At 67.8% G+C, this 12,735-nt stretch carries 11 protein-coding genes; 2 read left to right on the top strand and 9 right to left on the bottom strand.

Annotation, left to right across the window (positions count from 1 at the left end):
* Positions 1-4 precede the first annotated feature (4 nt).
* The gene (arsJ, locus tag KM176_RS09825) at positions 5-1,258 is read left to right on the top strand and encodes an organoarsenical effux MFS transporter ArsJ (RefSeq protein ID WP_160895866.1); all 1,254 of its coding nucleotides are present in this window, start codon (positions 5-7) and stop codon (positions 1,256-1,258) included.
* Between the two features lie 154 nt (positions 1,259-1,412).
* Here arsJ and rlmN read toward each other — a convergent pair whose 3' ends face one another.
* The 9 genes from rlmN to KM176_RS09780 form a co-directional block, all read right to left on the bottom strand.
* Positions 1,413-2,594 carry a 23S rRNA (adenine(2503)-C(2))-methyltransferase RlmN gene (gene rlmN, locus KM176_RS09820; protein ID WP_160895867.1) on the bottom strand — a complete coding sequence of 394 codons (1,182 nt, stop codon included), beginning with the start codon at positions 2,592-2,594 and terminating at the stop codon, positions 1,413-1,415.
* Between the two features lie 119 nt (positions 2,595-2,713).
* Positions 2,714-3,235: an invasion associated locus B family protein gene (locus KM176_RS09815; RefSeq protein WP_160895868.1), complete on the bottom strand. Its 522-nt coding sequence runs from the start codon at positions 3,233-3,235 to the stop codon at positions 2,714-2,716.
* 336 nt (positions 3,236-3,571) lie between these two features.
* Positions 3,572-4,882: a M16 family metallopeptidase gene (locus KM176_RS09810; RefSeq protein ID WP_160895869.1), complete on the bottom strand. Its 1,311-nt coding sequence runs from the start codon at positions 4,880-4,882 to the stop codon at positions 3,572-3,574.
* On the bottom strand, positions 4,879-6,273 hold the full coding sequence (locus KM176_RS09805) for a M16 family metallopeptidase (protein WP_160895870.1): 1,395 nt from the start codon (positions 6,271-6,273) through the stop codon (positions 4,879-4,881). The genes KM176_RS09810 and KM176_RS09805 overlap by 4 nt, the downstream gene beginning before the upstream one ends.
* A 188-nt stretch (positions 6,274-6,461) precedes the next feature.
* Positions 6,462-7,052: a DUF3035 domain-containing protein gene (locus tag KM176_RS09800; protein ID WP_236045242.1), complete on the bottom strand. Its 591-nt coding sequence runs from the start codon at positions 7,050-7,052 to the stop codon at positions 6,462-6,464.
* 49 nt (positions 7,053-7,101) lie between these two features.
* Positions 7,102-7,572 carry a signal peptidase II gene (lspA, locus tag KM176_RS09795; RefSeq protein ID WP_160895871.1) on the bottom strand — a complete coding sequence of 157 codons (471 nt, stop codon included), beginning with the start codon at positions 7,570-7,572 and terminating at the stop codon, positions 7,102-7,104.
* A 7-nt stretch (positions 7,573-7,579) separates the two neighbouring features.
* Positions 7,580-9,178: a bifunctional phosphoribosylaminoimidazolecarboxamide formyltransferase/IMP cyclohydrolase gene (gene purH / locus KM176_RS09790; RefSeq protein ID WP_160895872.1), complete on the bottom strand. Its 1,599-nt coding sequence runs from the start codon at positions 9,176-9,178 to the stop codon at positions 7,580-7,582.
* A 27-nt stretch (positions 9,179-9,205) separates the two neighbouring features.
* On the bottom strand, positions 9,206-10,948 hold the full coding sequence (locus KM176_RS09785) for a heparinase II/III family protein (RefSeq protein ID WP_160895873.1): 1,743 nt from the start codon (positions 10,946-10,948) through the stop codon (positions 9,206-9,208).
* Between the two features lie 99 nt (positions 10,949-11,047).
* Positions 11,048-12,382, bottom strand: a complete 1,335-nt coding sequence (locus KM176_RS09780; protein ID WP_160895874.1) for an RsmB/NOP family class I SAM-dependent RNA methyltransferase — start codon at positions 12,380-12,382, stop codon at positions 11,048-11,050.
* Positions 12,383-12,480: 98 nt separating this feature from the next.
* On the opposite strand from KM176_RS09780, the gene KM176_RS09775 reads away from it, so the two are divergent.
* A complete protein-coding gene (locus KM176_RS09775; protein ID WP_160895875.1) occupies positions 12,481-12,726 on the top strand; it encodes a DUF1674 domain-containing protein in 246 nt (81 codons plus the stop codon).
* Positions 12,727-12,735 lie beyond the last annotated feature (9 nt).

Below are 12,735 nucleotides of genomic sequence, written 5' to 3'. Positions count from 1 at the left end.
TCCGATGACAGACACCCCGCCCGCCAGAGGCGCCCTCCAGGCCTATGTCGCGGTCACCGCCGCCTACTGGGCCTTCATGCTGACCGACGGCGCGCTCCGGATGCTGGTGCTGCTGCATTTCCACACCCTCGGCTTCTCTCCGGTACAGCTCGCCTATCTCTTCCTTCTCTACGAGGTCGCGGGCATCCTCACCAATCTCTGCGCCGGCTGGATCGCCGCCCGCTTCGGGCTGACGAAGACGCTCTACGCGGGGCTGGCCCTTCAGGTGCTGGCGCTTCTGGCCCTCACCCGTCTCGATCCCGGCTGGGCGCTCGGCACCTCGGTCGCCTATGTGATGGCGGTGCAGGGCGCCAGCGGCGTCGCCAAGGATCTCGCCAAGATGAGCTCCAAGTCTGCGGTCAAGCTGCTGGCCCCGCAGGGCAACGGCAGCCTGTTCCGCTGGGTGGCGCTGCTCACCGGCTCGAAGAACGCGGTGAAGGGCGCGGGCTTCCTGCTGGGCGCGGGCCTGCTGGCGCTGGCAGGCTTCACCGCCTCGCTGCTGGCCATGGCGGGGGTGCTGGCCGTAATCCTCGCCGCCGTCGCCTGGCGCATGCCCGAGGGCCTGCCGAAGGGCCGCAAGGGCGTGAAATTCACCGACGTCTTCTCCCGCAACCCCGACATCAACTGGCTGAGCTTCGCCCGGGTCTTCCTCTTCGGCGCCCGCGATGTCTGGTTCGTGGTGGGCATCCCGATCTACTTCTACGCCGTGCTCTCGGACGGCAGCGCCGCCGGGGACCGCACGGCCTTCTTCGCAATCGGCAGCTTCATGGCGGTCTGGACGATCCTCTACGGCGCCATGCAGGCCCTGGCGCCGAAATTCCTGGGCGCCGCGACGCGACCGCAGGGGCAGATCATCGCCGCCACCCGCCACTGGGTCACCGCCCTGATCGCGATCCCGCTCATACTGGCGCTGCTGGTGGCCCTGGCGCCGACCCCCGCCCCCTGGCTAACCGCCACTCTGGCCCTGGGCCTGCTGGGATTCGGAGCCCTCTTCGCCGTGAACTCCGCCCTGCACTCCTACCTGATCCTCGCCTTCACCAGCGGCGCGCGCGTGACCATGGATGTGGGTTTCTACTACATGGCGAATGCCGCCGGCCGGCTTCTGGGCACGCTGCTGTCGGGACTCAGCTACCAGCTGGGCGGACTGCCCGCCTGTCTCGGCACGGCGGCGCTCCTGCTGGGGCTCAGCCGTGTCGGAGCGGGGCGTCTCGGCAAATAAACCTCTGGAAGTTCGACCCGTACCGGGCCGAGCCTCCGGCGGGGATATTTTTGGCCAGATGATAAAGAGCGCCCCCTCCCCGTCATCTGGCTGAAAATATCCCGGGGGAGTCGGCCAGAGGCCGACGGGGGCAGAGCCCCCCTTACGTTCCCGATCAGAGACCCGCTTCGCGGGCGATCTCGGCACGCGACTTGCGCGCGCGTTCCGTGGCCGACTTCAGCTGCCCGCAGGCCGCCATGATGTCCTCGCCCCGCGGCGTGCGGATCGGCGAGGCGTAGCCCGCCTTGTGGATAATGTCGGCAAACTTGCGAATCCGCGTCCAGTCCGAGCGCTGGTAGGGCGACCCCGGCCATTCGTTGAACGGGATCAGGTTGATCTTCGCCGGAATCCCCGAGATCAGACGCACCAGACGCCGCGCATCCTCGTCGCTGTCGTTCACATCCTTCAGCATCACGTATTCGAAGGTGATCCGTTCGGAGTTCGACAGGCGCGGATATTCCTTCAGCGCCGCCAGCAGCGTCTCGATGTTCCAGCGCTTGTTGATCGGCACAAGCTTGTCGCGGACCTCGTCGGTGGTGGCGTGGAACGACACCGCCAGCAGGCAGCCGATTTCCTCGGCCGCGCGAGCAATCTCGGGAACAACCCCCGAGGTCGAGAGCGTGATGCGGCGACGCGACAGCGCAATCCCCTCACCATCCATGGCGATCTTCATTGCATCGCGCACGCCCTCGAAATTGTAGAGCGGCTCGCCCATGCCCATCAGAACGATGTTGGACAGAAGGCGTGTCTCGTCCTTCGGCTTGCCGGGGGTCGGCCATTCGTCCAGGTCATCGCGCGCCAGCATGATCTGGCCGACAATCTCTCCGGGCGTCAGGTTGCGCACCAGCTTCTGCGTCCCCGTGTGGCAGAACGAACAGGTCAGCGTGCAGCCGACCTGCGACGACACGCACAGCGTGCCGCGATCTTCCTCGGGGATGTAGACCACCTCGACCTCGTGACCGCCGGCGATCCGCACCAGATATTTCCGCGTACCGTCTTCCGACACCAGCTTCGAGACCATCTCGGGCAGCTCGATCACGAAGTGATCCTTCAGCAACGCCCGGTAATCCTTGGCCAGGTTGGTCATCTGGTCGAAGTCGCGCACCCCCCAGTGGTAGACCCACTGCCACACCTGGTTGAGGCGCATCTTGATCTGCTTTTCGGGCGTGCCCGCATCCAGCAGCGCCTGGCGCATGCCCTCCCGCGTCATGCCCACAAGGTTCGCCGCCCCCTCCGGAAGCTTCCGGGGGATCGTCATGACATCCTGGGTGATCGGGGCGGTGGGGGTCTGGCTCATCGGTGGCGGCTCCTGCTCAAGGTCAGGGGTTATAGCGGATTCGTCCGCACATGAAAACAGGGCGCGTCACGCATGACGCCCCCCACCTGTTTCCGGCCGCCTTCAGCCCAGCTCCGGGCTTACTTGCAGCGTTTCCCGGCTTCTTCCAGGGCTGCCGTGAACCCCATGAGCGAGAAGGTATCCTGGGTCTGCGTCCCGCGGCTGGAATGGCCGGTCAGCACCGCCTCGGCCCCGCCGCGCATCGCGGCCAGGATCTTGGCATCGTCGCCCGGACCCGCCGGCCAGGCCCATTCGCCCTCGGTATAGAGATCGAAGGAATTGTTGCCGACCGAGATCTTCACCGTGGAGCCGCCCTCGAACGGGTAGCCACCGGTAAAGGCCAGCTGGCCGCTGACGTTCGAACCGGGCCGGTAGAAGGCCATCAGCTGGATCTCGCCGCGCGACACCGACACGGGCTTGCCGCCCTTGGTATTCACCGTCTTCTTCGGGACCGACACCGCCCAGCATTCCTTGGGGTTGGAATCCTCGAACACGCTCCAGTCCGTCTGGACGGACACGCGATTGTCGCTCTCCTGTTGTGCATGGGCTCCGCCTGCCATCAGCGCGAGGGCCGCTGCGGCCGCAAGGGTCCGGGATGTCATGTATTCAGCCTCCAAGCTGCTTGCCTCATTCGGAGCCCCGGCGCCTTGCTGGCACTCTTGGGATCTCCCGTTGCTTCGACGTAGCAACAATAATCCCATGTCTGCCACATGCGAAAGGCGAACGCACAAAAAATCGCAGAAGCTTGAAGGCCAGCCCCCCCGATCGGCTGCCTTCCCCCGCGTCCCCGGCTCCCTCATCTGGCCGGAAATATCCTCGGGGGGTGAATGGCGGCCCGCAGGGACGCCAGAGGGGGCCGACAGCCCCCTCCCCCGCCCGACGCAAAACGCCCGGGAAGATCTCTCTCCCCGGGCGCCCCCAATCATCCGGCCTCCACCTCAGTCGGTGGATTTCAGCCCCTCGGGCTGGCCCACCACGACGAAGCGCAGCTTGTCGGGATCAAGGTACTCCTTCGCCACCCGGTTCACGTCGGCCAGGGTCACCGCATCGATCTTGTCGTTGCGCGACGCCGGGTAGTCGATCGGCATGCCGTCATGCTGCATCCCCACCAGGATCGAGGCTATGGTGCCGTTGCCGTCGAAGCGCAGCGGGTATTCGCCCGTCATGTACTTCTTGGCATTGGCCAGCTCCTCGGCGGTGACGCCATTCTTCGCGATCTCGCCCCACTGGTCCTTGATGACCTTGATCGCCTCGGCGACCTTGTCGTTCGAGGAGGCGACAGACCCCATCCACAGGTCCGCGTGATCGCGGTCCACAAGGTAGGAATAGACGCCGTAGGTCAGGCCGCGCTTGACGCGCACCTCCTTCATCAGCCGGCTTTCAAAGCTGCCGCCGCCCAGGATGGTGTTCAGGATATAGGCCGGGAAGAAGTCCGGATCGTTCAGGTCCAGCCCCTTCTGCGCCCAGATCACCTGGGCCTGGGGGGTGTCGTAGGGCACCACCGTCACGCCGGGCGTCAGCGTCAGCTTGGCATCGCCGGGCAGCGCCGCGCCGCCGGTGGGCAGATCGCCCAGCAGCCGGTCCAGCAGCTTGCCCAGCTGTTCGGGGGTGATGTCACCGACGGCGGCGATGTTCACCCGGTCCTTCACCATGACGTTCTTCCAAGCGGTCACGATGTCGTCGCGGTTCAGCGCCTTCACGCTTTCCTCGGTGCCGTTCAGCGAGGTGGCATAGGGGTGATCCCCGAAGGCCTCCTTGTCGAAGGTCGTCGAGGCGATCTTGCCGGGATCCTGCTTGTTGGACGCGATGATCGAAAGCACCTGCTCGCGCACCCGGTCGATGGCATCCTGCGGGAAGGTCGGCTCCACCAGGGACTGACGCAGAAGGTCGACCGCCTTGTCGCGGTTCTCGCTCAGGAAGCGGGCCGAGACCGACAGCGTGTCGTCGCCGACATCGTAGTTGAAGCTTGCGGCCAGGTCGTCCTCGGCCTTGGCGAACTGCTGGCTGTCCATCTTGCCCGAGCCCTCTTCCAGAAGGCCGGTCATCAGGTTGGTGGCGCCGCGCTTGCCGGGCAGGTCCAGAGAGGCCCCGCCGGCGAACTGCATGTCGAGCGCGGTGAAGGGAATCGAATGTTCCTCGACCAGCCAGGCGGTGATGCCGCCGGGGCTGGTGACCTTCTGGATATGCACCTCGGCCAGCGCCGGCAGCGCCACGAGGGAAAACAGGACGGGCAGAACGAAACGGATCATCGGGTCAGCTCCCCGGAAGTGGGCGCGGCCACGCGGGCGGGCGCGTCGGTGCCGGTGTCGGAATCGGGCGGGGTCAGGTAGCCGGTGACCGAATGGTCACGGTTCAGCACCTCTTTCGCGGCCGCAAGGATCTGCGCGGGCGTGGTCTTGTCGAGGATCTCCGGCCAGTCCTGCACATCCTTGACCGTCAGTCCCGAGGTCAGCGCGGCGCCGTACATGCGGGCCAGCCCGTCCACGTCGTCGCGGTCATAGATCTGCCCGGCACGAATCTGCATCTTCAGCCGGTCCAGATCCTCCTGGTTGACGCCGTCCTTCAGGAACTGCGCCAGCACCTTGTCGATGCCCGCCTCAAGCTGTTCCAGCGTGACGCCCGGGGCGGGCACGCCATAGACCCCGAAGGTGGTGTCGTCGTAGCTGGTGCCGCTGTAGTAGGACGACGCGTAGACCGCCAGTTTCTGCTTCACCACCAGATCCTCGTAAAGCTTGCCGGTGGTGCCGCCCAGCAGCCCCGACAGCAACGTCAGCGCGGCGGCCTTCTGCTGGTCGCCCGCGTCGCGCTCGGGCGCCAGGTAGCTGCGGGTCACGTAGGGCTGGGCAACGCGGGCATCGCGCATGGTCAGGCGACGCTCGGCCAGCTGCGGCGGCTCCTGCGGGCGCATCCGGGGACCCAGATCGGGATTGGCGGGGATCGGGCCATAGTACTTCTGGGCCAGTTCCTTCACCTTGTCGGGCGTCACGTCGCCCGCGACCACCAGCACCGCGTCATTGGGCGCGTAGTACTTGTGGTAGAAGTCCGTCGCCTCCTTGAGCGAGAGCTTCTCCATCTCCTGGCGCCAGCCGATCACCGGGATGCCGTAGGGGCTGTTGAGGTATTGCGCCGCGTTCAGCTGTTCGCCGAACAGCGCCTGGGGATTGCTGTCGATGCGCATGGCGCGCTCTTCCAGGATCACCTGGCGCTCCGTGTCGACGACATCGGGGGTCAGCTTCAGATGGGTCATCCGGTCGGATTCCATCTTCATCATCAGCGGCAGCCGGTCGGCGGCGACGCGCTGGAAATAGGCCGTGTAATCCTGCGTCGTGAAGGCGTTGTCAGAGCCCCCGTTGGCCGCCACCGTGGCCGAGAACTCTCCGGCCTTCATGGTGTCGGTGCCCTTGAACATCAGGTGTTCCAGGAAGTGGGCGATGCCCGAGACGCCGGGCTGCTCGTCGGCGGCGCCGACCTTGTACCAGACCATCTGGACGACGACCGGGGCCCGGTGATCCTCGATCACGACCACCTCGAGGCCGTTATCGAGCTTGAAATCCGTGACCTGATCCGCCGTGTCTGCCGCACGGGCCGGGCCGGTCACAACGGCCAGGGCAAGGGCCCCGGCAACGAGCCGCAAGTACATGCGCCCTCCTCTCGTCTGAACGAACTTTGGGGAAAGATACGTCGCGGCGGGCCGCCCGCAAGGGAGGGCGGCACTTCTCACCGCGATGTGTTGATCCGATGGTGGTATCGTGAAGCGTCGGCACAATCCGCAATTGCAGCCCCAACGCCCCCCGAAAAGCGAAAAGGAGGGCCAGGGCCCTCCTTCGATCATCTGCCGGATTCGGTGATTTCCGGGGACACGCTGCGGTCCTGCGGCAGCAGGATGGCCGGGGTCGATCCGTCGCCGGGCGGCGAGGTCGGGGTTTCGATCCCGGCAGCCCGGGCGCGCGCCGCAGCCTTCTGGGCGTCCAGCGTCTGGTCCTTGTAGGCCTCGTAGTAGCGGTCGATCCCAAGGATGTTCAGGAAACCGAAGCGCGACATCTTGCGGCGGAAGGCGGTGTCTTCCTTCTCAAGCGTCGGACGGATCGAGGGATCGATGCCGTCGCGGGACGCATAGGTCACCAGCGCCGTGTCCGAAGCAGGCACCCGCCCGGCATCGACCAGCGCCGAAGCCTTGCCCCCAAGCGCCGTCACAGCATCCGCGCGCGGCGTCTGGTCCACCAGGTTCGCGCCGCCCGGCGTGGGCACCGGAAGGGTGGTGTAATTCGCGGGCTGCTCAAGGTCCTTTGTGGGCAGGACGTCGAATTCCTCAGGACCGGCGCTGGTCTTGTGGAACTTGCGCATGCTGATGTCGCGGTCGCTTCCGCAGGCCGCCAGCGCACAAACCGTTGCCAGCGCAAGACCCGTTGCCATTCTCATCGGCAGCCTCCTTGTTTCGGGCGAGGAGTATCGCATCCCCATGCCGAGGTCACGCCCCTTTCTGGGCAGGCATCAGCACCAGCAGCACGGCGCCGAGGAAGATCGCCGCATCCGCCACGTTGAAGGCAAAGGGATTGACGATGCCGCAGCAGGTGACGTTCAGGAAGTCCGCCACCGCGCCATACCACAGCCGGTCGATCACGTTTCCGAGCGCGCCGCCGATGATCAGCCCGGCGGCCACCTGGCCCCAGGTGCCCGGCCGCTGGCGCCGCACCCAGTAGAGCACCGCCAGGCAGATCACCACCGCGACGCCGATCAGGATCCAGCGGGCATTCTGGCTGCCGCTGCCGGCGAAAAGGCCGAAGTTGATGCCCTCGTTCCAGGCCATGCGGAAACTGAGGAACCCGTCGATGACCGGGATCCTCAGCTTGCTTTCCAGGTCGAGCCCCTGAACCACGATGATCTTGGTCACCTGGTCCAGGAGGATCGACAGAAAGGCCGTCAGGGTGACGATGCGCATCCAGGCCTCAGTGGCGGAAGTGGCGCATGCCGGTCATGACCATGGCCAGACCTGCCTCGTCCGCCGCGTCGATGACTTCCTGGTCGCGCATGGAGCCGCCCGGCTGGATCACCGCCGTGGCACCGGCTTCGGCTGCGGTCAGCAGACCGTCGGCGAAGGGGAAGAACGCGTCCGAGGCAACGACCGACCCGATGGTCAGCGGCTGGGCAAGGCCCATCGCCTCGGCCATGTCCTGCGCCTTGCGCGCGGCAATGCGGCAGCTGTCGACGCGGGACATCTGGCCGGCGCCCACACCCACGGTCGCGCCGTCCTTGACGTAGACGATGGCGTTGGACTTCACGTGCTTGGCGACCTTCCAGGCGAACAGCAGGTCGGCCATTTCCTTGTCCGAGGGCTTGCGCTTGGTCACGACCTTCAGGTCGTCCATGTCGATATGACCCGAGTCCTTGTCCTGCACCAGCATCCCGCCCGAGACCTGCTTGACCATCAGGCCCGCGGTCTTCGGATCCGCCAGACCGTCGGTCAGCAGCAGGCGCAGATTCTTCTTCTTCGAGAGCAGTTCCTTGGCGGCCTCATCGGCGCCGGGCGCGATGATCACCTCGGTGAAGATCTGGGAGATCTCTTCGGCGGTTTCCAGGTCCAGCGGCTGGTTCAGCGCGATGATGCCGCCGAAGGCCGAAGTGCGGTCGCAGTCGAAGGCGTTGGTATAGGCTTCGCGCAGGGTCTCGCCGCGCGCCACGCCGCAGGGGTTGGCGTGCTTGATGATTGCGCAGGCCGGGCCGTTGGCGGGCAGGAATTCCGAGACCAGCTCGAACGCGGCATCGGTGTCGTTGATGTTGTTGTAGGACAGTTCCTTGCCCTGCACCTGGGTCGCGGTGGCAACCCCCGGACGGGCCGAGCCATCGGTGTAGAAGGCAGCCGACTGGTGCGGGTTCTCGCCGTAGCGCAGGGTCTGCGCCAGGGTGCCGGCGAAGACGCGGCGGCGCGGCGCGGCGTCGTTCAGCGCATCGGCCATCCAGGTCGACACGGCGGCGTCATAGGCGCCGGTGCGGGCATAGGCGGTCTGCGCCAGTTTCTGACGGAAGGCGTAGGAGGTCGCGCCGTCATGGGCGTCCAGCTCGGCCAGCAGGGCCGCGTAATCTTCGGTATCCACCACGACGTTGACGAACTTGTGGTTCTTCGCCGCCGCGCGGATCATCGCCGGGCCGCCGATGTCGATGTTCTCGATGCAGGTGTCGTAGTCGGCACCCTTCGCGACGGTTTCCTCGAACGGGTAGAGGTTCACGATCAGCAGGTCGATCGGACCGATGTCATGGGCTTCCATGGCCGCAACGTGGGTCGGGTCGTCGCGCAGCGCCAGCAGGCCGCCATGGACCTTGGGGTGCAGCGTCTTGACGCGACCGTCCATCATTTCCGGGAAACCGGTGACCTCGGCCACGTCCTTCACGGTCAGGCCGGCCTCGCGCAGCATCCCCGCGCTGCCGCCGGTGGACAGAAGCTCGATCCCGCGCTCGGTCAGCGCCTTGGCCAGCTCTACGAGGCCGGTCTTGTCGGAAACGGAAATCAGCGCGCGGCGCACCGGATGAAGTGCGAGGGTATCGGTCATTGGGTCAGGTCCAGGCAGCGTTACAGGTCAGGTCACTTCGGTCGCGGGCGCCTCCGCCTCCTCCTCGGGGACGTCCCGGATGGCGAGGGGAGTACCCTCTGCCTTGGCGAAAGACCAGCGAATGCGCGTCGCATACTCCATTGCGCGCCCGGAGAGAACCAGCTGTTTTGTACTGGCGGGCTTCAGCCGCCCCCTTTCCAGCCAGACCGAGGGCTCTACCGTCAGCTCAAAGCGCCCGACCGGCTGGAAGACCCAGGATTCGCCACTGAGCAGCGTCAGCGTGACGCTGTTGCGCGCCAGGTCCAGATCGGGGCGCACGTCGGGATGCAGATGGAAGCGCAGCCGCCAGGGCACGCCCAGCCGCGACGCCGCCTTCGAGGCGCGGTCGAAGCGGCGCTTGCCGCCATCATTCAGCGCCAGCAGCAGATCCTCGCCGCTCAGGCTGCGGCCATCGCGCGACAGGGTCAGCTTGCGGGCATGGGTCAGGCCATAGCGCTTCTGGTAGCCGTCATGGGCGCCCTCGAAGCAGATCCCGCCCGACACCTCCTCCAGCGTGTGCGGCGTGTGGCGGGGGATCTCGGCCAGGGTCTCGCTCCGCGCCGCCTGCACCGAGGAAGAGGCGCCATCAAGGCAAAGCACCGAATGGCTGGGGGTGGAGCGCCCGGCGCGGCGCCAGTCATCGCCAAAGCTGCGCCCGGTGCCGCAGCTGACCACCACGGGCCGGCGGCCCGAGGTCAGCTCGAACGCCAGGGTCGAGGCATGGGCCTGCGCCCCGGCCTCTCCGGCGGCGGGCGGATCGGCATCGACGATGACATCGGTGCGCCCCGCCTGAAGCCGGCCATAACCCATGGCCATCCCCGAAGACAGCCGCGCCGGCACGCAGCTGTCGCGCAGCGCCTGGTCCAGCCGCCCCTCGATCCCCGGCCCACCGCCATGGAAGCGTGCCAGCCCGCCATCGCCGTGGCGCAGCCGCCGCAGCACCGGCGCGATGCGCACGATCGCCGCCTGAAGCTTCGGGGCGGGCGGACGGCCCGCCGCCTCGATCGCCGCGGCGGCCCATGTCAGCAGGCAGAAGATCTCAAGCAGTTCCTCGGGGTTGCGCGAAGGGATCTGGCCTTCGGCGCCAATGCGCGCCGCCGCCTCTCGCTCCAGCGCGGCGATCCCGGCCAGTGCACGCGCCTCCATCCCCTCCAGCGCCAGACCGGCGCAGACCAGCCCGCAAAGCGCCTCGAACCGGGGCAGCCCCTCGGGGGCAGAACGGGCGCGGCGGGCCAGGAACAGGGTCTGGCGGGCCAGCCCCTCGAAATAGAGGTTCTGCGCCTCGGCGCCCTGCCCGCGCAGCAGGAACAGCGCGTGATGCACCAGCCGGATCAGCCGCCGCCCGGCCAGTTCGGGGCGCCAGCCCGGGCCCTGTCCGCGTCCGTAGCGGTCGAACCAGTCGGCAATCCAGCGCTGCGCCAGATCCCGCGCCGGCGGGCTGCCGACGGCGGCCAGGTCATCCAGCCAGGCAAAGCCGTGGATCTCGTCCAGGAAGGCGGCATCGGGGGCCTCGACCTGCCAGAGCGTCCCCGGCCCGGTCGGGATCTGGGCCGAGAACAGGTAGTTGCCCTGCAACAGCGCAAAGCCCCGGGCATAGCTGCCGGTGCTGCGCGGTTCGGGCTGGGAAATCAACGCGCTGACCGGGTGGCCCCGGGTGGCGCGCCAGGCCTGAAGCCGGTTCAGCGCACCAACGGCGGTTCCCCCCGGGGGGAGGGTCTTGGATCTGGACATCGGGGCCTCGCTCGCTCGGGCGGCACTCTTCCGGCGCCTGCACGAAGCCTAGCCTGCGGCCCCGCCGCTGTCATGTCACAATAGGGATCAAGGCGCCGATCAGCGGGTCAGCACCGCCATGTAGAAGCCATCCATGCCGCCCAGATCGGGCCACAGATCCGGGGTCAGGCGCAGCCCGCCCTCTTCGGTGATCCAGGCCGGGTCGATGCCGGGACGTTCCAGCGCGCTGCGATCGACGCGCAGGTCCGGATGACGTTCCAGCGCCTCCTCGATCTGGCACTCGCCCTCGTCGGGAATCAGCGAGCAGGTGCAGAAGACCAGCCGCCCGCCGGGGTTCAGCAGGCTCAGCGCATGGTCGATCATGAAGGATTGCAGGCCGATCAGGTCGCCGATTTCCGCGCCGTCGCGGGCGTGCGGCAGATCGGGGTGGCGGCGGATCGTGCCGGTCGCCGAACAGGGCGCATCCAGCAGGATCGCATCATAGCGCCCCTCGTGCTCCATCGCGTCGCCGGCGATGACGGTCGCCTTAAGCCCGGTGCGTTTCAGGTTCGCCTCCAGCCGTTTCAGACGGTGGGCGGACAGGTCCACCGCCGTCACCTCGGCCCCGGCGGCGGCGACCTGCAGGGTCTTTCCCCCGGGCGCGGCGCACAGATCCAGGATCTTCTCGCCCTGCTTGGGGGCCAGCAGCTTCACCGGCAGGGCGGCGGCGGCATCCTGCACCCACCACGCGCCCTCCTCGTATCCCGGCAGCGCCGAGATCTGCCCCGCCTCCGCCAGCCGGACCGATCCGGTGGGCAGCAGCACGCCGCCCAGCTTTTCCGCCCAGTCGGCAGCCTGCGCCGGATCGCGCGGCGTCAGGTCCAGCGGCGCGCCGGCGGCATGGGCGGCCTCGAAAGCCAGCATCTGCGCGCTGGAATAGGCCGCAACCAGCGGCTCGCGCAGCCAGTCGGGCAGACGCGGCGCGCGCAGCTTCGGCCATTCGGAGGGCGCCTCATCGGCGATCTTGCGCAGCACGGCGTTGACCAGCCCCTTCAGATGCCCCTGGCGCGGCATCCGCGACACCGCGTTCACCGCATCGTTGACCACGCCATGGGCGGCCTCGCCATGGGCCAGCTCCCAGGTGGCGATGCGCAGGACGTTGCGCACCGGCAGCGGCGGCAGCTTCTTCAGGTGCTTCGCCAGCAGCCGGTCGCAGCGTTCCAGACCGCGCAGGGTCTCGGCGGCCAGCCGTTGCGCGCGGGCCCGGTCGGCCCCCGCCATGCCCGCGGCCCAGGGCGCATCCGAGAGGTCGGCCAGAAGCCGCGGCTCCTCGCCCAGCACCTCGTTCAGCATCCGCAGCGCGGCACCGCGCGCCGAGGGCGCCCGGCGGGTGTCGGCTTTGGGCGCCGCCTGGGGGCGCGCATTCGGGGTACGGGGGCGTCGGGGAGCAGGCATGTCGGGGTCCGGGTCAGGTTGCGAAGGCACAGGGCGCGCGTATATCATGGGCGAAGCCGAAAGGAACCGCCATGTCGGCGAAGCCGAAAGGAACCGTCATGTCCCAGGACGATCTCATCCCCGATTCCGCCCCGCAGGAAGACGCCACCCCGCGCGCCGCCTCGGGCACGCCGCTCAGCGATCTGCCCCCCGCCGCGCAGCGCGCCCTGGCCGAGGCCGCCGAACGCCGCGCCGCCGCCGAGGCCGCCTCCGACGCCGCGCCGCGCGAATACGGTGGCCGCGACGGGCTGGACCCCGCCCGCTTCGGCGACTGGGAGAAGAAGGGCCTGGCGATCGACTTCTGATCGCCTGAT

The organism is Pseudooceanicola endophyticus (assembly GCF_018760365.1).
Taxonomy (GTDB): domain Bacteria; phylum Pseudomonadota; class Alphaproteobacteria; order Rhodobacterales; family Rhodobacteraceae; genus Pseudooceanicola; species Pseudooceanicola endophyticus.
Note: the sequence above shows the minus strand (reverse complement) of the source record. Positions and strands in the feature narration are given on the sequence as shown.